The sequence below is a fragment of the Shinella sp. GW821-FHT10F02 genome, assembly GCF_058809275.1.
The window spans coordinates 851535-873245 of the sequence record NZ_JBXASL010000001.1 but is presented as its reverse complement, the minus strand read 5'-3'; the positions used below and the strand labels follow the sequence as shown (position 1 = coordinate 873245).

Below are 21711 nucleotides of genomic sequence, written 5' to 3'. Positions count from 1 at the left end.
TGCCTCTCTCCCCGAGGTAGCCGGCTTCTCTTCATTATTCTTGACAGATCGTTCCAGAATTCCTATCTCCCTTTCATGGCAAGGATGAAGGAATTCGACAGGGACACCGCCGTGGACGCCGCGATCGGCGTTTTCCGCGAGCATGGTTTCGAGGGCACGTCGACGGGCATGCTGGTCGAGGCCATGAAGATCGGCCGGCAGAGCCTCTACGATACGTTCGGGGACAAGTGGCAGCTCTATTGCTCCGCCGTCGAGCACTATACGGCGGGCGAAACGGCCGAGCATATCGCAGCTTTGCGCGGCGAGGCAAAGGCTCTGGACGGCATCCGCGCCATGCTGGCGCGCGTCGTCGAGACAGCCGGGCAGAGCTGCCTTGGCATCGGTTCCATCTGCGAGTTCGGCCGCAGCCGCCCCGAACTCTCCGCGCTGCATCAGGCCGCCGATCTTCGTTTGAAGACCGCCGCCCGGGAGCGGATCGTCGAAGCTCAGGCCGCCGGCGATATCGATCGCTCGCTCTCTGCCGCGGCGGTGGCGGATTTCCTTTTCGCAAGTGTCGCCGGCATACGCATCGCCGGCCGCGGCGGCGCCGATCATGCCCATCTTCAATCGCTCAGCGCCTTGGCGCTGCGCGCCGTGACCTGAGCAGCAAAAAATTTTGCTCAATTCTGGAATGAATAGTCAAGAAAGGAAGACATGATGAAAGCGGTCGTTATGAACGGGATCGGCGGCATCGAGGAAATGGCGGTGGTCGATCGCGAGCCGCCAACGGCGGCACCAGGACGGGTGGTCGTCGAGGTCGCCGCTGCCGGCGTCAATTTCATGGATATCGGCGTGCGCCAGGGGATGGCATGGACAGATGTGCCGAACCCGAAAATCCTCGGCGTCGAGGGTGCCGGCCGGGTGATCGCTGTGGGCGATAGCGTCGATCAGTTCGCGGTCGGCGATCGTGTCGCCTGGGTCTATGAGCCGGGCAGCTATGCCGAGCAGGTGTCGGTGCGGGCGGATGCTCTGGTAAAGATCTCCGATGGACTGGATTTCCGGACGGCGGCCTCCGTGATGATGCAGGGCCTCACCGCCAGCCATTTTGCGACGGATTTCTACCCCGTCCAGCCCGGCGACGTCGCGCTCGTGCATGCAGCGGCCGGCGGCGTCGGCCTGCTCCTCACGCAGATCATAAAACTCCGGGGCGGACGGGTCATCGGCCGCGTCTCCTCCGAGGAAAAGCGCGCCATCATCCGCGAGGCCGGCGCGGATCATGTCATCGTCGATCGCGACGGGAATTTTGCCGACGAGGTCCTCCGCCTCACCGGTGGAGAGGGCGTCAACGTCGTCTATGACGGCTCGGGTCCGAAAACCTTCGCCGGTTCCTTGGCTTCGCTGCGCCGATCCGGCACCTTCTGCTGGTACGGCCCGGTGCTCGGCGGTCCGGGGCCGCTCGATATCATGAGCCTGCCGGGAAGCATCAAGATCGGCTACGCCACCTTCTACGACCATATCCACACGCCCGACCTTCTGCGCGCCCGCAGCCGGCAACTGTTCGACTGGATCGAAAGCGGCGCCCTGCGGGTGACGGTCGGCGGCACCTATCCGCTCGCCGAGGCAGCACAAGCCCATGCCGACATGGAAAGCCGCCGCACGACCGGCAAACTCCTGCTCATTCCCTGATGGAGAGACCGATGGACAAGACACAACAAACCCGGACAGCCCTGGTTTTCGGCGGCTCGCGTGGCATTGGCGGGGCGATCGCAAAGCGCCTCGCCGCGGATGGATTTCATGTGGCGCTGACCTACGTCTCTCGCCCGGAAAAGGCGGCCGAAGTGGTCTCCACAATCGAGGCGATGGGCGGCAAGGCGCTGGCGATCAGGGCCGATAGCGCAGATCCCGCCGAAATCCGCGCAAGCGTCGATCGCGCGGTGGCCGAATACGGCCCTCTCGACGTCGCTGTCGTCAATGCCGGCGTTCTCAAGTTGGGGCTGCTGGACGATTTCCCGATCGAGGACCTCGACCTATCGCTCAATGTCAATATCCGCGGCGTCTATCTGGCAATCCAGGCGGCCGCCCGGCAGATGCGGGATGGCGGCCGGATCATCACGATCGGAAGCAATATCGGATCCAGAACAGCCTCTCCGGCCGGCACCGTCTATGCCATGACCAAGGCAGCGGTTGCGGCGATGAGCCAGGGCATCGCGCTCGACCTGGCGCCACGGCGCATCACCGTCAACAATATCCAGCCCGGCCCGACGGAGACCGACCTGACGGCCGACATGATCTCCGTCCTGAAGGACCAGATTCCCCTGAAGCGGGTCGGGCAGCCGGAAGAAATCGCCGCCCTCGCCTCGTATCTCGCGAGTGCGGACGCCGGTTACATGACCGGCGCAAGTCTGACCATCGACGGCGGGTATATTCTTTAAGATTGCGCGCCGCCGCTTGCTGACCCAAGTGAAACGGCGGCGCCTGAAGTCAATCCGGAAGGCCGGCCTTGCGATAGCCGCCGACGAAATGCGCAAGCGTCGCGGCGTCGCGGAACGGCTCGGTCGCGGCCCAGTGGCGGATCGTGAAATCGGGGTTGCCGACGAGGAACAGTTCGGCCTCTGCGCGTGCCTCGTCGAGCCGGCCGAGTTGGGCAAGGCTTGCCGCCAGGAAGCGGCGGGAGCTTGTGCGGTAGGTCTCGTCCCGGCGCAGCGTCTCGACGGCGGCTTCGTAGTCGCCGGCGGCATACAATGCCTGGCCGAGCGTCAGGTAGTACCAGCTTGCCGGAAACGGGTTCAGCCGGAATGCCTTGCGAATGTGCTCAAGGCCCTCCCCGACGCGACCTGCCAGGACCGCGATATCGGACAACGCCGCAAAGGTGTCGGCCTCGTTCGGATCGAGGGCGATCGCCTTGGCGAATTCAGCCTCCGCCTCGGCAAAGCTGCGTTCATAGGCGAGCAGGTAGGCCAGCACCCAGCGGCAGCCGGCATCGTTGGGATCCATCGCGACGGCCTTGCGTGCCAGTTCCAGGGCGGTGTCACGGTCCGGTTCCGTCGGTCCTCCGCTATGCACCCACCCCATCCAATGGTTCATGGCCAGCCAGCGATAGGGCTCGGCATAGTCCGGATCGAGCGAGATCGCACGCGTGAGCATCAGATGCGCTTCGCGCGCCGATTGCGGCGTGTCGTCCATCAGCTTGCGCGCCCGCACGCAGAGATCGTAGGCCTCAATATTCTTGGGCCGATTGCGCGGCGGGGATGCCTGCAACCGGCCGAGCAGCGCCTCGACGATCTTCGCTGTCACCTCGTCCTGAACGGCAAAGATATCGTCCAGGCCACGGTCGAACCGTTCCGCCCACAGATGATCGCCGCTCACCGCGTCGACGAGCTGGGCGTTGATGCGCACCCGCCCCGCGGCACGCCTTGCGCTGCCCTCCAGCAGGTAGCGCACGCCAAGATCCTCGGCGATGGCGCGCACGTCCATCGCCTTGCCCTTGTAGGCGAAGGCCGAGTTGCGGGCGATGACGAACAGGCCGGCGGTCCTGGACAGGTCGGTGATCAGGTCTTCGGTCAAGCCGTCCGCAAAGGATTCCTGCTCTGGATCGTTGCTGAGATTGACGAAGGGCAGCACGGCGATTGATGGTTTGTCGGGTAGCGGCAGCGTTTTTCGCTTCGCGCCACCATGCTGTTCGACGGCGCCCGTGAAGCGATAGCCGATCCGGGGGACGGTGGCGATCCATTCACCCCCGTCGGCGGTCGGACCAAGCAGCTTGCGCAGCTGCGAAATCTGGACTGTGAGATTGCCCTCCTCGACGGCCATGCCCGGCCACGCCGCATCCATCAACGCGGCCTTGTCGAGGATTTCGCCGGGCCGGGCGACAAGCGCCGCCAGCAGCATGACCCCGCGATGGCCGAGGGCAACGGGCTCGTCGTCCCGAAGGAGCGTTCCCGCCGCCGGATCAAGCACGAACGGACCAAAGGCAAAACGCGATCCCTGCATGCGGCGCATCTATAATCGGTTTGGATGTTTTTGAGAACTTTTTGGGAGGGCTTAATTACGGCGCTGTCCGCATCCGGCAGAATTCACCCTCTTTCGGGCCAAAGGAGGCTGACATGAGCCATATTCTTTCTTCGGGGTCGGCGGACGTATCGAACCGGCCCTCCAGCTTCGCGACCCTGCGCGATGTGATCGCGATCTGGGATGAGCGGCAGCGCTTTCGCCGGGACCTGGCGCAGAAATCCGAGGCCAATCCCCATTTGATCGACGATATCGGCCTGACGAAGAGACAGGTCGAGGCCGAGATCGCCAAGCCTTTCTGGCAAGCGTGAGGCGAATGCTGCAATGACATCGGATCAGCAAGCCTGCACGACGGCATCGCAAGAAGACCGGATCCCCTGGGCCGCGATGGCCGGCATCATCGCGACCGTCACGGTGTTTGCGGTAGCGCAGGGGCTGACCTATCCGCTACTCAGCTTCATCCTGGAGCGGCAGGGCACGACATCGGGGCTGATCGGCCTGTCGGCGGCGATGACGCCGCTGGGCTTCATCGTCTCCGCGCCGTTCATTCCGGTGCTGGTGCTGCGCGTGGGCGGGGCGGGGCTTGCGATCCTGTGTTCGGTGCTGGCCGCGCTGATCCTGATCGCGATTGCGCTCACGCAGGACGTCTGGGCCTGGATGCCGCTGCGCTTCCTGCTCGGCTTCTTCGCCAATCCGCTTTCCGTGATTAGCGAGACCTGGCTGCTCTCGATCACGCCGGCGTCGCGCCGCGGCCGCATCATGGGCCTCTATTCGTCGATCGTTTCGGGCGGTTTCGCCATCGGCCCGCTTTCGCTCGGCCTGGTCGGCGCCGAGGGCTGGCCACCCTTCCTGATCGGCATCGTGGCCTTCCTTGTCTGCGGCACCATCATGCTCGCCGTCGTGCCGCGCCTGCCGAAGATGCCGCGGGAGGGCGAGGCGACATCGGTCGGCGGCTTCTTCGCGCTGGCGCCGCTGCTGTTGTTCGCCGTTTTCACGGCCGCCGCCTTCGAGCAGGTCCTGTTGTCGCTGTTCGCCGTCTATGGCGCGGCACTAGCCAGCGCCGAAGAACGCACCGCTTCGCTCATCACCTGTTTCGTCGCGGGCAATGCCGTGCTGCAGATTGTTCTCGGGCGCGTCGCCGAACGGCTCGGATCAAGGCACACTATGCTCTTCTGTGTCCTGGCTTCGCTGGCCGGTTGCGCACTGCTGCCGCTGCTCTTCAACGCCTCGCTCATCTGGCCGCTCGTCTTCGTCTGGGGCGGGGTTTCGTTCGGCATCTACACCATGGCACTGATCCAGCTCGGCGAACGCTTCACCGGTCAGGCCCTGATCGCCGGCAACGCGGCCTTTGCCTTCGCCTGGGGCATGGGCGGCATCGTCGGCTCACCCGCGACGGGACTGGCGATGCAACTGGTCGGCCATCAGGGGCTGCCCCTGTCCCTTGGCCTGCTGTGCTGCGTTCTGGCGATGTTTTTGATGGCGTCGAGACGGCGGCTCTGATCGAAACATCAACTCATGCCGAAAATATTGTCAGTCAATTATTGTATGCAATTTTCTGAAAATTTAAGCGAAACATAACCATCTACTTGTATCCCATGGCCGTCCCTCCACGATAGGTGAGCGCCCATGCGAAATATCCCGATCATCAGCAAGTTCCTTGTCATCCTCTTTGCCTTCGGCCTGTTCGTAGCCGGCGTCATCGCCTACACCAGCTCCAGACTGTCCCTCATCAACAACGCCTACACGACGCTGCTGGAACAGGAATCCACAGCCGCCCTGACGCTTGCGCGCACCAGCCGCAGCCTCGTTTCCGTCCGCTCCGGCATCGCCGACCTGCTGCTCGCCCGCACGGAAGAGACCAGGAAGGCTGCCCTTGCCGATATCGAGTTGAGCAAAGGCTTCTTCGTCCAGCAGATTGATCTCGCGAGCGCGGCCATGCCATCCAAGGCGAGCTTCAAGATCCTCAAGGAGGACGGGCTGAATGCACTCAACACCGTGTGCGGCCCGCTCATCGCCGCCGCCAGTGCCGCAACCGGCGAAGCGGATATCGCCCGCGCGCAGATCGAATTCCCGACCGCCTGCCAGCCGGCCTTCACCGCAACCATCGCAAAGGTGACGGACGAGATCACCGTAATCATGGACATTGCCGACGCCCGCAGGGCCGAGCTCAGCGAAATGTCGCATTCGACCATCGTGACGACCATCGTCGGCGTCATCGCCGGCCTCATCGGCATCATGATCGCCGGCTTCTTCGCCGTGCGCGCCTGGATCACCCGCCCGCTGAACGCCCTGTCCGCCACCATGGCGACGCTCGCCGATGGCGACCTCTCCGCGACGGTTGCCGAGACAGAACGCCGCGATGAAATCGGCGGCATGGCCCGCGCCGTGCAGGTCTTCAAGGACAACGGCCTGCGCACCCGCGCGCTGGAAGCGAGCTCCGCGGCTGAGCGCACCGCCGCCGAGGCCGAGCGTGAACGCAACACGGAAGTAGACCGCGTGCGCGCCGCCGCGATGACGCAGGCGACCGGCGGACTTGCCGAGGGCCTGAAGCGCATGGCCAGCGGCGATCTCGGCTTCGAGCTGACGCAAGCCTTCTCGGAGGAGTTCGAGAGCCTGCGCCAGGATTTCAACGCCGCCGTCGGCCAGCTTCGCACCACGCTCCAGGCGGTTTCCGAGACCACCGTCTCGATCGACAGCGGCTCGCGTGAGCTGAGCCAGGCCGCCAACGACCTGTCGCGCCGCACCGAGCAGCAGGCGGCCGCCCTGGAGGAGACCGCCGCAGCACTCGACGAGATCACCGCCAATGTCTCCCAGTCCTCCAGGCGTGCCGAGGAGGCCCGCAGCAAGGCCTCGGAGGCCAATGCCGCCGCGCACCATTCGGCCAAGGTCGTCTCCGAGGCGGTGACCGCGATGCAGCGCATCGAGGGATCGTCCGGCCAGATCTCCAACATCATCGGCGTCATCGACGAGATCGCTTTCCAGACCAATCTCCTGGCGCTGAACGCCGGCGTCGAGGCGGCGCGCGCCGGCGAGGCTGGCAAGGGCTTTGCAGTGGTCGCGCAGGAAGTGCGCGAGCTCGCCCAGCGCTCCGCCCAGGCGGCCAAGGAAATCAAGGAGCTAATCCGGAATTCTGCCGGGGAGGTTGAAGGCGGCGTGCGTCTCGTGACCGAGACCGGCGAGGCGCTGAAGGTGATCGGCCAGCACGTCAACGACATCAACGCCCAACTCGACGCCATCGCCACCTCGGCGCGCGAGCAATCGGTCGGCCTGGTCGAGGTCAATTCCGCCGTCAACCAGATGGACCAGACGACGCAGCAGAACGCCGCCATGGTCGAGCAGTCGACCGCCGCCAGCGCATCGCTGGCGACGGAAGCCGACAGATTGCGCGAGCTGGTCGGCCAGTTCCAGGTCGGCGCGGCGGCCGCATCCGGCGCCGGCCGGGGCTTTGCACCGGCGCCCACCCGCCCGCAGCTGAAGGCGGCGAATACCGCATCGCTCCACGTCGCCTCCCCGGCCAAGCGGATGGTCGGCAAGCTGGCCAGTGCCTTCGGCGGCGGTAGCGCCGCTCCGGCCGCCGAGCCCGGCTGGGACGAGTTCTGAGCAAGGCTACAAGGGTCGGCGCGATCGATATCGCGCCGGCCTTCTTATTGGCGGTTCAAAGCCAGCCGTTCTTGCGGAACCGCCAGTAGAGGAATGTACAGGTGGCAATGATGGCGCTGAGCACCATCGGATAGCCGTATTCCATTCGCAGCTCGGGCATGTCGTTGAAATTCATGCCGTAGATGCCGGCGAGCGCGGTCGGCACGGCGAGGATCGCTGCCCAGGAGGCGAGCTTCTTGGAAATCGCCGTTTCCTGGCTCTGGCCGACCAGCAGGCTCGCCTCGAAGGCGAAGGCCAGCACCTCGCGCAGGCTGTCGATCTTTTCCTGCACGGTGCGGATGTGATCGGTCACATCGCGAAACAGCGGATGCATGGCCGCCTGGATTTGCGGCAGGTCGGCGCTCGTCAGCCGCCGGCAGACCTCGACCAGCGGAAGCGCGGCATTGCGCAGCCGCAGGAGGTCGCGGCGCATCATGTAGAGCCGCTCGATATCGGTGGCCGTCATCGGCCTCACCAAGACCTTGTCCTCGATCTCTTCGACCTCGTATTCGAGCTGTTCCAGCACCGGCATGTAGTTGTCGACGATGAAATCGAGAATGGCATAGAGGACAAAATCCTCGCCCTTGGCCAGCGAATGCGGGCAGCTTTCCCAATGCTGGCGGACGGTGGCGTAGGAGGTCGATGGGCCGTGCCGCACGCTGACGATATAGCCCTTGCCGACGAAAAGATGCGTTTCGCCGAAGATGACGCGCCGCTCGATCAATTGCGCGGTGCGCGCGACGATGAACAGCGCATCGCCATATTGCTCCAGCTTGGGGCGCTGATGCGGGTGCTCGGCATCCTCGATCGCGAGGTCATGCAGGTTGAATTGCGCCTGGACGCGCAGGAGAAGCTCCCGGCTCGGCTCCAGCAGACCGATCCACACGACATGGCCATCCTTGGCTGCCCACTCCCCGGCCTCCTCGATGGCGATATCGGCAACGCGCCGGCCGGCCGTATAGGCGCTCGAGGCGACGATCCCCTCTTCCCCAGAGACCGGCGCGAACTTATGGGCATAATCCATCACCACCTCCCGACCGCGATGCCTCCCCTGCGCAACGAATGCGCAGGACCGCTAATCTAGCGCAGTTTTGCCGCGGGTTCGAGGAGGGGTTGGGTCGAGAGATTGTCTAGACGGCAAAACCAGAGACGCGGGTTATTTTCCGTCCCCGTCCGGTTGCTCGGGCGATGCCGCGCGCTCCGCAAACAGATCCGACAGCACCTGCGAGGCGGCGATGGCGCGTGGGAAGCCGGCCGGGACTGTGATCATGTAGACGACTTCCTTGAGTTCATCCTCGGAGACGCCGATGTTGAGGGCGTATTGGGCGTGGATCTTCATGAAAGCGGTCTCGCCCATGGCAGCGAACGCGGCGACGGCGGCGATCTGGCGTGTCCGGTTGTCGAGCCCGGGCCGCGACCAGACATCGCCGAGCGCATAGGCCTGCGTCGCCTCCGCGAGGAACGGAAATTCCTGCCGCATGCGCTCCAGCGTGGGTTGCGGGGCACCGAGGTTCAGGTCCCGGATCACGGTCTCGCCGCGCTGCAAGCGGCGTTCCGTCGTTTCGGCAACGGCGACCGCCGCCGATCCGCCAAGGGACAGCGCGATCGTGGCGCCGGCGAGTGAAATGCTGGAAAGAAATGTCATCGTCGTCTTTCTCCGATCATTGGTTGCCATGACCACGAGGATAGACGCGCGCCATTGTTGTGATAAGTTTGCCATTCCTTTCTTCCATGGAAAGAACTGCTAACCAATGGACGCCGATTTCAACGCGCTCGCGATCTTCGCCCTGGTCGCCGAAGAGAAGAATTTTCGTGCGGCGGCAGACCGTCTGGGCGTCTCGCGCTCCGCGGTCAGCCAGACGATCGCGCGGTTGGAGGGGACGCTCGGCATAGCGCTCGTCCAGCGTACCACGCGCAGCGTCAACCTGACGGAAGCGGGGGAACGGCTTTACAACGAAGTGGCGCCGGCCATCGCCGACATGCGCGCGGCGGTCGAGGTGACCGTGAACCTGCGCGGCCCGCCGCGCGGACAATTGCGGCTGGCCGTTTCGTCGATCGCCGACCGCTTTCTCTCCGGCGACATGCTGGCGGCCTTTGCCGAGGAACACCCGGAAATCCAGCTCGACATCACCGTGACGGACGAGGAATTCGATATTGTCGCCGCCGGATACGACGCCGGCGTGCGGCTCGGCGAGGTCATCGAGCAGGACATGATCGCCGTGCCCATCGCCGGCGAAGAGCGGCAGATCGCCGTCTGCGCGCCGGCTTTTCGCGACCGGTTCGGCCTCCCCGCCCACCCGCGTGAGCTTCCCGGTTATCGCTGCATCGGCTGGCGGCCGGCGCCGAAGGCGGCACCCTATCGCTGGGAATTCACGGAGGACGGCAAGGATTTCAGCGTCGCCGTCTCACCCGAGATCACCACCAACGACATGGCCCTGATGATCAAACTCGCCATCGCCGGCGCCGGGATCAGCTTCGGCATGCAGGAAAGTTATCGCGCCGCCATCGAGCGCGGCGAACTCATCCCCATCCTGGGGGATTTCTGCGCCGGTTTCCCGGGTTTCTACCTCTATTATCCAAGCCGCCGCAACGTCGCGCCAAAGCTGCGCGCCCTGGTCAGGCACGTACAAAACCTCCGTTGACCGGGCTGATTGTCCAAGAAATCTAACCACACTGCTCACATTCGGCCACCTACTGAAGCAGGGGGCGCGTTCGTACATCCTGTGCACTTAACAGGAGTAGCGACATGGATAAGAACAAGCACGCCCACCTTCCCTACCGAAAGGCGACGTTCGAAGCCCGTCCCCTCGTAAACCTGGCCGTTGGCCTGCTGCTCAGCGCCGCCATGCTGCTCTTCATGGCGGCCTTTCTTTCGTAAGTGCCGATGGCTTTCTGAGACACAAACGCATTCAAGCAAAAAGAATTGGTTAGAAAATCTTCCCAACGTGGAAATTACTGGATGACTTATCGCGACAATGGATGATCGCTAAATTTCCTTTCAATGCTCGAACGCCTTTCGAGCGTAACCGGAAAGGAAATCAAAATGTCCAAAGTCGTTCTCATCACCGGCGCGTCCAGCGGCATCGGCGCCGGCATAGCGCGTGAACTGGGCGCGGCCGGCATGAAGCTCATGCTCGGCGCGCGGCGAACCGATCGCCTGTCGGACCTTGCCGACGAGATCAGGGCGAAGGGCGGCACCGTCGAAACCCGCCGGCTCGATGTGACGGACCGCGCGGATTTCGTCGCCTTCGTCGAGGCGGCGCGTGCCGCATACGGCCGGATCGACGTGATCGTCAACAATGCCGGCGTCATGCCGCTGTCGCTGATGGCCTCCCTGAAGGTCGACGAGTGGGACCAGATGGTCGACGTCAACATAAAGGGCGTGCTTTACGGCATCGCGGCGGTGCTGCCCGAAATGACCGCGCGCGGCGCGGGCCATGTGGTCAACATAGCCTCGATCGGCGCCCTGGCGGTGTCGCCCACCGCGGCGGTCTACTGCGCCACCAAATATGCCGTGCGCGCCATCTCGGACGGCTTGCGCCAGGAGCGGGACGACATCCGCGTCACCTGCATCCACCCCGGCGTCGTGGAAAGCGAGCTTGCGGGCACCATCACCGATCCGGTGGCAGCCGAGGCCATGAAGACCTACCGCGCCATTGCGCTTCAGCCGGACGCCATCGGCCGCGCCGTGCGCTTTGCCATCGAGCAGCCGGATGATGTCGACGTCAACGAGATCGTCGTGCGGCCGACGAAGGCGGCGCCGTAATGCGCCGCCGCTCCCTCCTCCATCTCGCTGGCGCGACGCTCGCTTCGGCGCTTTTCCATCACACCTCCGCAGAGGCAAACATGAACACGCAAACGCATCCCTATGTCGGCATGTGGGTCACCGAAGACGGCCACGTCCGCCACGAGCTGCTGCCCAACGGCCGCTATGACGAAGCGCGCGGCGCGCGCAAGAGCGCCTATCAGGGGCGCTACGCCGTGACCGGCAACCATATCGACTACTGGGACGATACGGGCTTCACCGCGGACGGCGACTTCATCGACGGCGTGCTGCACCATGGCGGCATGATCCTGCACCGGGAGCCATGACCGCCTTTGTCGCTCAGCCGAGGCTGCCGGCAAACCGCTCGGCAAGGCGGTCGCGTTTGAAGACCTCTGCGACGAGATCGATGAAAACGCGCGTCTTGGCGGGCAGCAGGGTGCGGGAGGCGTAATAGAGCGAGATGGCGCCGGCATCGGCATACCAATGCGGCAGGAGGCGCACGAGGCCGCCGGTCTCAAGCTCCGCAAGCACATCTGGCACGGTAAGCAGGGCGACGCCGAGGCCGAGTTTTGCCGCCTCGCGCATCGCGGCCGGATCGTTGACCACGATGGTTTCAGCGAGATGCGCCGCCATCTCGTTTCCGGCCGCATCACGCATCGTCCAGGGGCGGACGCGGCCGGTTTTAAGCGAGCGCATCACGATACCGTCGAGATGCACGAGCTCGCCAGGGTCGCTCGGCCGCGCCCGGCCGGACATGTGGGCGGGCGACGCCACCGCGATGATATGGGCGGGCGCCAGGGTGCGGGCGACGATACCCGGCGCAAGCTCGAAGCCACCGCCGATCGCGGCATCGTACCCTTCGGCGACAAGATCGACCGGCCGGTTTTCGAAATGCCATTCCGGGCGGATGCGCGGATATTTACGAAGCAGGTCCGGCAGCAGCGGCAGGATATGCGCGGTGCCGAAGGTGGGGCTGAGGCTGACCTTCAACACACCCGCCGGCTCGGAGGCGCCGGACGAGGCATCGGCGATCGCTGCCTGTAGCGCATCGAGATTGCCGCCGATCGACTGGAGGAACCGCTCGCCCGCTTCGGTCAGCACCAGTTTGCGGGTGGAGCGCTGGAACAGGCGCACGCCGAGATTCCGCTCCAGCATCGCCACGTTGCGGCTGACGGCAGCGGGCGTCAACGCCATGCGCCGGGCAGCCTCGGAAAAACTGGCGGTCTCCGCGCTTTTGACAAAACTCTCCAGGTTGGCCAGCGTTTCCATGAAACCTTCAATGATTGATTGAAATCAAGTCAAGATATTACCGGCTAATCGAGAGGAAATAAACCGGCCATATTCGCTCCATCGAAACCAATGGAGTGAAGACCATGAGCACCAACACCCACCCGCTCACCGGCAAGGCCGCCCTCGTCACGGGTGGCTCGCGCTCGATCGGCGCGGCCATCGCCAAGAGGCTCGCCGCCGATGGCGCCACCGTCGCCCTCACCTACAACGCCTCGCCGGACAGGGCACGGCAGGTCGTCGCCGAAATCGAGGCGGCCGGCGGCAGGGCCATCGCCATCGAGGCCGATGCCGGCAGGCCGGAGGCGGTGCGCGCCGCCGTGGCAAAAACCGTCGAGACGTTCGGCAGCATCGACATCCTGGTCAACAATGCTGGCCTCGGGCTCGGCGGGCCGATCGAGGACATCGCCTTCGAGACCTATGAGCGCATGATCGCCGTCAATGTGACGGGCGTCTTCGTCGCGACGCAGGAAGCGGTGCGGCACATGAAGCCGGGCGGCCGCATCATCCATATCGGCTCGTCGATGACGCGGTATGCCGCCTTCCCCACCGCCTCGCTCTACACGCTGACCAAGGGCGCAGTCACCGGCTTCAACCGCAGTCTCGTGCGCGACCTCGGGCCGAAGGGCATCACCGTCAACACGGTGCATCCCGGCCCGACCGACACCGACATGAACCCGGCGGATGGCGACATTGCCAAGATCGTCGGCCCCGGCATGGCGATCGGCCGTTATGGCCAGCCTGCCGAAATCGCCAGCGTCGTCGCCTTTCTGGCGAGCCCCGAAGCCGCCTTCGTCACCGGCGCCGACATCGTCGCCGATGGCGGACTGACCGCCTGACCCCCCAGCCCTCAAGGAGCAAGATCATGAACAGCATCGGCATCATCGGCGCCGGCAATATCGGCCGCGCCGTCGCAACCGCCCTCGCCAACCACAATATCCGCGCCACGCTCGCCAACAGCCGCGGACCGGAAAGCCTGAAGGACGTCGTCGCCGCCATCGGCCCGACCATCGAGGCCGGCAGCCGCGAGGAAGCGGCATCGAAGGATATCGTCTTCGTCGCGGTCAACTGGTCGAAACTGCCCACGGCACTTTCCGGTCTGCCGGACTTCGGCGGCCGCATCGTCATCGACGCCAACAACCCCATCGAGGCGCCGCTGTTCAAGCCCGCCGAGCTGGGCGGCCGGCTCTCCAGCGAGGTTTTTGCGGGCCTGGTGCCTGGTGCCCGCGTCGTGAAAGCCTTCAACCACCTCCAGCCGCACTTGCTTTCCGGCGACCCCGGTGCGGAAGGCGGCCGGCGCGTGCTGTTCTATTCCGGCGACGATGCCGGGGCAAAAGCCGAGGTCGGCGCGCTGATCGAGCGGCTCGGCTTCTTCGGCATCGACCTGGGGCCGATCGCCATCGGCGGCCGCCTCGTCCAGTTCCCCGGCGGCCCGCTGCCGGCGCTCAATCTCGTGAAATTCGGCTGAACGGTGCTAGGATCAGCGGCGTACAGATCACCGTTGACCCGCGCACGGCCTCTTCTATAACGAGCCGGACCCGGTGAAACTCCAAGTGGCATTGACGGAACGAGACTGTGAAAAACGTTCTATTCGTTTGCAGCCAGAACAAGCTGCGCAGCCCGACCGCCGAACAGGTGTTCGCAGACTGGCCGGGCATCGAGGCTTCGTCTGCGGGCACGAACAACGATGCGGAAAATCCGCTGTCATCCGAACAGATCGAATGGGCCGATATCGTCTTCGTGATGGAAAAAGCGCACCGGAACAAAGTCCAGGCGAAATACCGGCCTGCTCTCAAGGGCAAGCGGTTGATCTGCCTCAACATTCCGGACGACTACGATTTCATGGACCCGGCGCTCGTCCAGTTGCTGAAGGCAAAAGTTCCCCAGCATCTGTAGGGCCGGGCCCGGTCACTTCCCGGCGGCAGTCGCCTCCAGATAGTCCCGCGCGATCTCCTGCATGCGGCTCCTGCCGAATTCCATGCCATGGCCGCCATGCACCACATGGACATCGAGATCTGACAGCCGCGCCATCGTCTCGCGGTAAACGCCCCTGTCACACCCCGGCAGGTCGTCCACGAGGCCGCCCTGGTAGATCGCATCCCCGCTGAAAAAGGTGCCCGTCTTCTGGTCGAGCAGGCCGATGGAACCGGGAGAATGGCCGGGAAGATGCAGGACCGTATAGCTGGCGTCGCCGATGTCGATGACATCGTTCTCCGCCAGGATCGTGCTCAGCGGTGCGGGTGGGATTTTATAGTCTTCCGGCGTCACGCCCGTGGGAGGCACCGCAGCCAAGGCGTCCAGCTGCGTGCGAAAATAGTCGGCCAGCGTGTCCGCATCCGGCATGCGCGCGAAGGCCTCGGCTTCCGCCTCGTGGCCAAAGCGGGTCTCGAATTCGTGGAAGGAGCCGATATGATCGACGTGAACGTGCGTCGCCACGGCGAGCACGGGCTTGCCTGGGGGGATGTGCAGCTCGCTTCTGAGGTTGGCGAGGCCCATGCCGAAATCGATGACGAGGTCAGCGTCCCGGCCGGTGACGTGGAATATGTTGGCCCGGAAGAATTTATGGACATGCGGCTCGCAGATGCGGGTGAGTCGATCCGAGATCGCTTCCTTTGAAAACCAGTCCGTGTTGTTCACGATGGCCTCGCTCAATGCAGCAGCTTGCCGAGGAAGCGCTTCGTGCGCTCGTGCGTCGGCGCGGAAAACAGGATGTCGGGCTTGTTGCGCTCGATAATCTGGCCGCCATCCATGAAGACCACTTCGCTGGCGACCTCGCGCGCGAAATTCATCTCGTGGGTGACACAGACCATCGTCATGCCATCGGCGGCAAGCGAGATCATCGTGTCCAGCACCTCCTTGACCATTTCGGGATCGAGCGCCGAGGTCGGCTCGTCGAACAGCATGATGCTGGGGTTCATGCAAAGGGCACGCGCGATGGCGACGCGCTGCTGCTGGCCGCCGGAAAGCTGGCCGGGATATTTGTCGGCCTTTTCCGGAATGTGCACGCGTTCCAGATATTTCATGGCGATCTCGGTCGCCTGTTTCTTCGGCAGCTTGCGCACCCAGCGCTGGGCAACCGTGCAGTTTTCCAGAACCGTCAGGTGCGGGAACAGGTTGAAGTGCTGGAAGACCATGCCGACATCGCTTCGCACGCGGTCGATGCGCTTGAGCTGGCTGGTAAGCTCGATGCCGTTGACGACAATCGAGCCTTCCTGGTGCACCTCCAGACGGTTCATGCAGCGGATCAGCGTCGATTTGCCGGAGCCGGACGGGCCGCAGATGACGATGCGCTCGCCCTTGTGCACCGTAAGATCGATGCCCTTGAGGACCTGGAAGGCGCCGTACCATTTGTTGACGCCGGCAACCTGAATTGCGGTTTGCGTGTTCATATCCAACCCGTGGGTTTGCGGCGATCAGCGATAGCCGCGCGAAAGCACATGTTCGATGCGGTTCTGGGCAAGCGTCAGCACCGAGACGATGACGAGGTAGTAGACGAGCGCTGCGCCATACCATTCGAGGAACCGGAAGCTCGTGGCGATCGCAAACTGCGAGACGGTCATCAGTTCCTTGAGCGAGATCACGGTCGCAAGCGACGTGGTCTTCAACAACGAGATAAACTCGTTCATCAATGAAGGAACCGCGATCCGGAGCGCCTGCGGCATGGTGATGACCAGGAAAATCTGCCAGCGATGCATGCCGAGCGCGGCCGCACCTTCTTGCTGCCCCCGTCCCACAGCGGCAAAGGCGCTGCGCAGTATTTCCGCCAGATAGGCAATCTGGATCAGCGAAAGCGCCAGAAAGGCCGCGACGAAGGGCGTGAACCAGCCGGCGCGAAAGATTTCGGAAATCTGTGGCAGGCCGTTCCAGACGAACAACAGCACGAGCAGTGCGGGTGCGCCTCGAAACAGCCAGACATAGAGCGTCACCAGCCAGCGGACGGAGCGGCGCGGCGAGCCCGCCATGGAGCCGAGCCCCATGCCGAGCACGAGGGACACGGCCATGACGCACAGCGAGAGGCCGATCGTCAGCAGCGCCCCCTTGAAAAGGGGGGCACTGAAGATCGCCTGCAGGAAGAGGTCGAGCTGGAACAACGTAGCCCGCCTGTCGTCAGTTGACGTCGTGGGAAACGTCGGTCGCCGTTTCCGGCAACTTCCATTTCTCAAGCAGCGTCTTCATCTCGCCACTCGCCTGCAAAGCCTCGATCGCTTCCTTCAGCATCTGCCGGTCGCCATCGCTCTTGCGCAGGTAGATGCCGTAGTTTTCGCTTTGCTCGTAGGTATAGGGAATGGCCAGCCGGCCGGGCACCTGGAGCATGCGGTACGCGGCCGTCGTATCCTGCGTGATCGTCGCGGTGGCGCGGCCGACGAGGATCTGCTCGATGACGCCAGAGGCGGAGGGATAGGTCTGTGCCTGGATCGGCGCCTTGCCGGCGGCTTCGAGTTCGGCGTTGAGATCGGCGACCATCTTTTCGTAGGAGGTGCCGGCCTCGATCGCCATCACCTTGCCGCTGACATCGGCGGGGACTTTCGTCTCTGTGTCGCTCGCCGCGGTGACCATCACGATATGCGAGCTGAAATACGGAATGCCATCGTATTTTTCGAGGCGGGCGGGCGTGATCAGGATGCCGCTCGCGACCAGGTCGCAGCGCTTGGAATCGAGCGATGGCAGCAGGCCCTTGAAGTCGCCGACGACATATTCCGCCTTCGCGCCCCAACCCTTGGCGATCGCGTCGATGACGTCGATCTCGAAACCGACGAGATCCTTGTCGCCCGGATTCTCATAATATTCCATCGGCGGGAATTCGCCGCTGGTGCAGACTTTCAGGACGCCGCCCGATACGAAATCGGGCTTCTGGTCGGCGGAAAGAGCCGTGCCCACGCCGAGCAGGACGGCGAGCATGGTGCCTGCCAGAAGAGACGTTTTTATTCCCAGTTTTGCTTTCATCATGGTCGTGTTCCCTTGTTTTTTGGCTTCTTGCATTGACGTTTTTTGAAGTCGTATACGAAGGCCTTTTGCAGACAAGCTAAATGTTTTCGCTGTAAAGACGCAGAAAAACTAAACGATTGCACTAACCCACCGCGTTGAGGATCTGGCCGTAAATCTCGGTGTCGAATGCGGGCAGGACGAGCGGCTCGACATGGCCATCGCGGCGCGCCGTGAGCACGTATTGCATCATCGCTTCATTGCTCGGCATTTCGAAAACCTGCATGAAATCATAGGTTCCGAGCAGAGCGTAGAAGGCGATCGATCGCCCGCCGAGCGCCGCGACACGATCCTCGCTGACCTTTCGGCGCTTGGCGCTATCTGTGAGCTCGGCGAGCCCCTTTTGCGTGAGGCGCATCAGGGAAACATATTTCTGTGTCTCGCTCATTTCGTGGAGTTTCCAAGCTTCTTCAGGCCTTCAAGCACCGCCGATGTATCGGTCAGCGCGCCAAAAATGCCGTTCTCGACGGTGACCATGTGGAGGGCGGCCTCGTGGGCATATTGATCGCCGCTGGCGCAGGCGTCGGAGATGGTCAGGCACTGGAAATTCCGGTCGCAGGCTTCGCGCAGCGTCGTGTGAACGCAGACATCCGTCGTGCAGCCGGTGAACAGCAGATGGGTGATGCCCTGCGCGCGCAAAACATGCTCGAAATCGGTGTAGGTGAAGGCGCCGTTGCAGGTCTTGTCGACGATGATGTCCTGCGGGCGCACGTCGAGTTCGGGAACGATCTGGAAGCCGGGGCTGGAGCGCAGCAGCGCGGTGGTGCCCTCAAGGCCAGACCGCTGCCGGCGCCATTTTTCGTAAGGTGTCATGTCCGCGAGGTCCCCGCGATAACCCTGCCGCGTATGGATGATCTGGATGCCAGCCTCGCGGCAGGCGGCGATGAGCTGGTTTACCGCGGGAAGGATCGCGCGCAGCGGCGCGGGATCATAACCCTGTAGGGCGAAATACCCCGTGGTGGAAAGGAAATCCTCTTGCAGGTCGATGACGATCAGCGCCGTTTTGCGCGCATCGAGATTGCCGTCATAGGGGTAGTCGAATGGTTTTGCCGAGATCATGAACACGCTCCTCTTTGTCGATGGGATAGCACTCTTAACAGTTTGAAAAAATCAATTTAAAATCACCAATATCGTTCTATAAAGCTAAACGATCAGTCGGATATCCAGATGAGCCGCCTCCCGCCCTACCTGCAATATCTGCCGGCTTTCGAAGCGACCGCGCGCCTCGGCGGGGTGCGTCATGCGGCGGAGGAACTGAACCTCAGCCCCAGTGCGATTTCATTGCAGTTGAAGAAGTTGAGCGATGCGACGGGCATCATCCTGTTCCAGAAGTCGGGCCGGAATGTCGCCCTTACCCAGGCAGGCAGGGATTTTTCGCAGGCCGTCGCCATATCGCTCGGGCAGCTCGGCACGGCAACGCGGGCATCGCAGAAAATAGCCGCCGGTGATCAGCCCGCCTCCCTGTCGGTCTCCGTGCCGACCGCGCTTGGGATCGCCTGGCTGACGGCGACGATCGTCGATTTCGCGCAATCGCACGGCATCGCCAATCTCACCATCAACGAGGCGATCACCGCCGCGGAGGTGGACTGGGAGGAAAACGACTTGGCCGTCGTCTACGACAATCCGCCCTTCACCGGAAAATACTGGCGCTCGCTCAGCGAAGTCCGGCTCTGCGCCGTGTGCTCGCCGACATTGTTCCCCCGGCTCGACCTGCGCAACCGCGACAAAAAACTGAGCTCGGTCGCACTGCTGCATGAAGACGACGGCGGGGAATGGGCAAAATGGTCCGTTGCCGCGCGCATCGGCCTTGAGGGCAATACCCGTGTGCGGGTGAATTCGGTGGCGCAGGCGATTGCGTCTGCCGTCCAGGGCCGCGGCGTGGCGCTGGTCTCGGATGTGCTGACGCGAAACTACCTGAGCGAGGGGCGGCTCATCCAGCCGTTCTCCACCACGATCAACGCGGCGCGGGAATATTACATCGTCTGCCCTGTCGACCGGGCGAACGACCCGGTCCTGCGCGCTCTGGCCGACCGGGTGGTCGAACAGTTGCGCCCGGGGCGCGAGCAGAATGCCTGATCCGTTGAACAGCAATTGAAGGAAGAAACCGATGGCGCTACCACCCCTTCATGCCTTCCGCGTCTTCGAAAGCGTCGCGCGGCTCGGCAATGTGAGTGCTGCGGCGGCGGAGCTGCATGTGACGCCGGGCGCCGTCAGCCAGCAGATCCGCGCGCTCCAGGTGGCACTCGGCGTCGACCTCTTTCAAAAGCGCGGCCGGCAACTGGCTTTGACACCAAGCGGAAGCCAGCTTCAGCGCTCGGTGGCAAGCGCGATGGAGGCGATCCACACCGGCGTGCGCCAGCTCTCGGCGCACAAATATGGCGGAGTGGCGAGGCAATCCCTCACCATTTCCATTCCGCAGGTGCATGGCGTCGCATGGCTTGCCACACGGCTGTTCACCTTCATGGCGGAAAGCCCGAATTTCCAGTTGAAGGTCGTCACCTCCAGCCATTTCCACGGCGTCGACTGGCGCAAGACGGATGTCGCGATCGTTTATGGCGTGCCGCCGTGGCCGGGATTCTGGTGGCGCATGCTGCACGGCATCCATATGACGCCGGTTTGCAGCCCGCAGCTCCTGCGCGGGCCGAACGCCATCCGCCAGCCGTCCGACCTCGCCTATCACCGGCTGCTGCACGAGGATGACGGCTCGCAATGGCGGCGCTGGCAGGCCGAAGCCGGCGTCGCCTATATGGGCGAGTCGGATGTCTATTTCGACGATTTCGGCATCGTCCTTCAGGCCGCGCGAGACGGCTTTGGCGTCGCTCTCAGCGACGAAGTCGTGTCCGCCCGCGATCTTGATGAAGGCCGCCTCGTGCAGCCGTTGCAGCTCAGCGTGCCGGCCGTGCACAACTACTATTGCATCTGCGCCGAGGCGAAACGCGAAACCGCCGAGATCGGCTATTTCATCAACTGGCTGATCGAGGAGGCGGCGACGCCGTGACGCGCCTCGCTGGGCGTGAGGCCGAAGCGGGCACGATAGTGGCGGCTGAACTGGGCCTGGTCGGAAAACCCCCACCGATAGGCGATCGTGGTGATCGTATCGGCGCCGCGGCGCAGGTCCTCGTCCGAGCGCACCAGCCGGCATTCGCGGATATAGCCGCTGGCGGTGAAGCCCGTGCCTTCGAAAAGCTGTTGCAGATAGCGCATCGAAATACCGCACGCCTCCGCCACCATGCCCGCCGAAAGACCGGGATTCTTGAGGTTCTTGCGGATAAAGGTTTCCGCGCGGTGGAGATGCGCACGGCGGACGGCCGATTCCGAACTGTCGAGCGCGCGCTCGCCCGCAAGCAGCGCCAGACAGAGAACCTCGATCAGGTGTTCGCCCGCTAGCGCCCGCGCAGCCTCGTCCATCGCATCCGCATGGGTGACGGCCGAGGACAGGCTCGACAGGAAATAGGAGGCGATGCCCGAGCGGGCATCCATGCTCAGGCCGAGGAATTTTTCGAAGGAGCCGATGCGTGCGCGCACGCTGTCGCGCGGGATCTTCGCCACCCACTGCACGTCTGGTGTCTCGTGCCAATATTCGTAAGGCGCGTCGCTGCGCTCGATGACGAAACCGCCGGGCCGACATTGCGCCTGGCGCGCGCTCTGGTGAAACGTCACCTCGGCCGATCCGGGGATGGAGATCAGGAAGGCGCTTTCCCGTTCCTCGCGCAGGTGATGGGCTGTCCGGCGATAGAGCACCGCGTCACAATCGATGCGCGTGGCGCTGACGAGGCCGAGCTGCCACATGTCCAGCCGCCCGCGAAAATTCTTCCCCCGGCGTCCCTCGGTGACGAGCGGAAAATAGGCCGCAGAAACCCGCTGCTGCCAATCGGCGAGACCGTCATCGACCGATCGACCCGCGCCCGCTGCCATCTATCCGCCATCCTCCGTTGGGGAGCCAGGATCGGAGGGTAACAAAGGATGCCGGAGCACGCAAATATCCTCACGACAATGGCATCGCGCTTTCCTGCATGAAATCGTGCGCTTTCCTGCATGCGGCCTTCCAT

The 21711-nt window shown here is 63.7% G+C and carries 26 protein-coding genes; 15 read left to right on the top strand and 11 right to left on the bottom strand.

Translation table 11 applies throughout. The features are described 5' to 3' along the window. Positions 1-75: 75 nt before the first annotated feature. Genes AC1RWL_RS04030 through AC1RWL_RS04020 form a run of 3 tightly spaced genes read left to right on the top strand, consistent with a single transcriptional unit; the run spans position 76 to position 2411 of the window. Positions 76-642 carry a TetR/AcrR family transcriptional regulator gene (locus tag AC1RWL_RS04030; protein ID WP_493093127.1) on the top strand — a complete coding sequence of 189 codons (567 nt, stop codon included), beginning with the start codon at positions 76-78 and terminating at the stop codon, positions 640-642. Between the two features lie 54 nt (positions 643-696). Further along, complete coding sequence (locus AC1RWL_RS04025; protein WP_493093128.1) at positions 697-1665, top strand: quinone oxidoreductase family protein; 969 nt, start codon at positions 697-699, stop codon at positions 1663-1665. Between the two features lie 11 nt (positions 1666-1676). Further along, complete coding sequence (locus AC1RWL_RS04020; RefSeq protein WP_493093129.1) at positions 1677-2411, top strand: SDR family oxidoreductase; 735 nt, start codon at positions 1677-1679, stop codon at positions 2409-2411. Positions 2412-2460: 49 nt separating this feature from the next. Here AC1RWL_RS04020 and AC1RWL_RS04015 read toward each other — a convergent pair whose 3' ends face one another. Beyond that, positions 2461-3969 (bottom strand): winged helix-turn-helix domain-containing tetratricopeptide repeat protein, encoded by a 1509-nt coding sequence (locus AC1RWL_RS04015; protein WP_493093130.1) that lies wholly within the window; start codon positions 3967-3969, stop codon positions 2461-2463. 113 nt (positions 3970-4082) lie between these two features. Between AC1RWL_RS04015 and AC1RWL_RS04010 the strand changes: the two genes are divergently transcribed. From AC1RWL_RS04010 to AC1RWL_RS04000, 3 genes are all read left to right on the top strand, one after another. Continuing rightward, complete coding sequence (locus AC1RWL_RS04010) at positions 4083-4298, top strand: DUF1127 domain-containing protein (RefSeq protein WP_493093131.1); 216 nt, start codon at positions 4083-4085, stop codon at positions 4296-4298. Positions 4299-4311: 13 nt separating this feature from the next. Then, positions 4312-5487, top strand: coding sequence for an MFS transporter (locus AC1RWL_RS04005; RefSeq protein ID WP_493093132.1), 1176 nt, complete (start codon positions 4312-4314; stop codon positions 5485-5487). Positions 5488-5613: 126 nt separating this feature from the next. Beyond that, positions 5614-7587 carry a methyl-accepting chemotaxis protein gene (locus tag AC1RWL_RS04000; protein WP_493093133.1) on the top strand — a complete coding sequence of 658 codons (1974 nt, stop codon included), beginning with the start codon at positions 5614-5616 and terminating at the stop codon, positions 7585-7587. Positions 7588-7642: 55 nt separating this feature from the next. Here the strand turns inward: AC1RWL_RS04000 and AC1RWL_RS03995 are convergent, their stop codons facing one another. Continuing rightward, positions 7643-8650 carry a magnesium and cobalt transport protein CorA gene (locus AC1RWL_RS03995; RefSeq protein ID WP_256114824.1) on the bottom strand — a complete coding sequence of 336 codons (1008 nt, stop codon included), beginning with the start codon at positions 8648-8650 and terminating at the stop codon, positions 7643-7645. 132 nt (positions 8651-8782) lie between these two features. Continuing rightward, positions 8783-9271 (bottom strand): carboxymuconolactone decarboxylase family protein, encoded by a 489-nt coding sequence (locus AC1RWL_RS03990; RefSeq protein WP_493093134.1) that lies wholly within the window; start codon positions 9269-9271, stop codon positions 8783-8785. Between the two features lie 106 nt (positions 9272-9377). Here AC1RWL_RS03990 and AC1RWL_RS03985 point away from each other — a divergent pair, with 106 nt between their 5' ends. The 4 genes from AC1RWL_RS03985 (at position 9378) to AC1RWL_RS03970 (ending at position 11718) form a co-directional block, all read left to right on the top strand. Next, the gene (locus AC1RWL_RS03985) at positions 9378-10268 is read left to right on the top strand and encodes a LysR family transcriptional regulator (RefSeq protein WP_493093136.1); all 891 of its coding nucleotides are present in this window, start codon (positions 9378-9380) and stop codon (positions 10266-10268) included. Positions 10269-10372: 104 nt separating this feature from the next. Continuing rightward, a complete protein-coding gene (locus AC1RWL_RS03980; RefSeq protein ID WP_256114827.1) occupies positions 10373-10504 on the top strand; it encodes a hypothetical protein in 132 nt (43 codons plus the stop codon). A gap of 159 nt (positions 10505-10663) precedes the next feature. Continuing rightward, positions 10664-11392: an SDR family oxidoreductase gene (locus tag AC1RWL_RS03975; protein WP_493093837.1), complete on the top strand. Its 729-nt coding sequence runs from the start codon at positions 10664-10666 to the stop codon at positions 11390-11392. Beyond that, positions 11392-11718, top strand: a complete 327-nt coding sequence (locus tag AC1RWL_RS03970; RefSeq protein WP_493093137.1) for an Atu4866 domain-containing protein — start codon at positions 11392-11394, stop codon at positions 11716-11718. Before AC1RWL_RS03975 ends, AC1RWL_RS03970 begins: the two co-directional genes overlap by 1 nt. 13 nt (positions 11719-11731) lie before the next feature. Here the strand turns inward: AC1RWL_RS03970 and AC1RWL_RS03965 are convergent, their stop codons facing one another. Beyond that, complete coding sequence (locus AC1RWL_RS03965) at positions 11732-12661, bottom strand: LysR family transcriptional regulator (protein ID WP_493093138.1); 930 nt, start codon at positions 12659-12661, stop codon at positions 11732-11734. A gap of 104 nt (positions 12662-12765) precedes the next feature. Between AC1RWL_RS03965 and AC1RWL_RS03960 the strand changes: the two genes are divergently transcribed. From AC1RWL_RS03960 to AC1RWL_RS03950, 3 genes are all read left to right on the top strand, one after another. After that, the gene (locus AC1RWL_RS03960) at positions 12766-13518 is read left to right on the top strand and encodes a 3-oxoacyl-ACP reductase family protein (protein WP_493093139.1); all 753 of its coding nucleotides are present in this window, start codon (positions 12766-12768) and stop codon (positions 13516-13518) included. A 26-nt stretch (positions 13519-13544) separates the two neighbouring features. Next, positions 13545-14147 carry an NADPH-dependent F420 reductase gene (locus tag AC1RWL_RS03955; protein ID WP_493093140.1) on the top strand — a complete coding sequence of 201 codons (603 nt, stop codon included), beginning with the start codon at positions 13545-13547 and terminating at the stop codon, positions 14145-14147. Between the two features lie 107 nt (positions 14148-14254). After that, entirely contained in the window at positions 14255-14575 is a 321-nt protein-coding gene (locus AC1RWL_RS03950) for a low molecular weight protein tyrosine phosphatase family protein (protein WP_493093141.1), read from the top strand. A 12-nt stretch (positions 14576-14587) separates the two neighbouring features. Here the strand turns inward: AC1RWL_RS03950 and AC1RWL_RS03945 are convergent, their stop codons facing one another. The 6 genes from AC1RWL_RS03945 to AC1RWL_RS03920 all read right to left on the bottom strand — a co-directional run bounded on the left by AC1RWL_RS03945 (position 14588) and on the right by AC1RWL_RS03920 (position 18721). After that, complete coding sequence (locus tag AC1RWL_RS03945) at positions 14588-15331, bottom strand: MBL fold metallo-hydrolase (protein ID WP_493158226.1); 744 nt, start codon at positions 15329-15331, stop codon at positions 14588-14590. Further along, positions 15328-16068: an amino acid ABC transporter ATP-binding protein gene (locus tag AC1RWL_RS03940; protein ID WP_493093143.1), complete on the bottom strand. Its 741-nt coding sequence runs from the start codon at positions 16066-16068 to the stop codon at positions 15328-15330. The genes AC1RWL_RS03945 and AC1RWL_RS03940 overlap by 4 nt, the downstream gene beginning before the upstream one ends. Before the next feature lie 24 nt (positions 16069-16092). Beyond that, positions 16093-16770, bottom strand: coding sequence for an amino acid ABC transporter permease (locus tag AC1RWL_RS03935; protein WP_435264707.1), 678 nt, complete (start codon positions 16768-16770; stop codon positions 16093-16095). A 16-nt stretch (positions 16771-16786) separates the two neighbouring features. Further along, positions 16787-17626, bottom strand: a complete 840-nt coding sequence (locus AC1RWL_RS03930; protein WP_493093144.1) for a transporter substrate-binding domain-containing protein — start codon at positions 17624-17626, stop codon at positions 16787-16789. A gap of 121 nt (positions 17627-17747) precedes the next feature. Next, positions 17748-18050 carry a GYD domain-containing protein gene (locus AC1RWL_RS03925; protein WP_493093145.1) on the bottom strand — a complete coding sequence of 101 codons (303 nt, stop codon included), beginning with the start codon at positions 18048-18050 and terminating at the stop codon, positions 17748-17750. Next, positions 18047-18721 (bottom strand): cysteine hydrolase family protein, encoded by a 675-nt coding sequence (locus AC1RWL_RS03920; protein WP_493093146.1) that lies wholly within the window; start codon positions 18719-18721, stop codon positions 18047-18049. Before AC1RWL_RS03920 ends, AC1RWL_RS03925 begins: the two co-directional genes overlap by 4 nt. A 108-nt stretch (positions 18722-18829) precedes the next feature. On the opposite strand from AC1RWL_RS03920, the gene AC1RWL_RS03915 reads away from it, so the two are divergent. Further along, positions 18830-19738, top strand: a complete 909-nt coding sequence (locus tag AC1RWL_RS03915) for a LysR substrate-binding domain-containing protein (protein WP_493093147.1) — start codon at positions 18830-18832, stop codon at positions 19736-19738. A gap of 31 nt (positions 19739-19769) precedes the next feature. Then, complete coding sequence (locus tag AC1RWL_RS03910) at positions 19770-20660, top strand: LysR substrate-binding domain-containing protein (protein WP_493093148.1); 891 nt, start codon at positions 19770-19772, stop codon at positions 20658-20660. On the opposite strand, the gene AC1RWL_RS03905 is transcribed toward AC1RWL_RS03910, so the two are convergent. Further along, positions 20618-21577 (bottom strand): AraC-like ligand-binding domain-containing protein, encoded by a 960-nt coding sequence (locus tag AC1RWL_RS03905; protein WP_493093149.1) that lies wholly within the window; start codon positions 21575-21577, stop codon positions 20618-20620. The genes AC1RWL_RS03910 and AC1RWL_RS03905 overlap by 43 nt on opposite strands. Between the last annotated feature and the right edge of the window lie 134 nt (positions 21578-21711).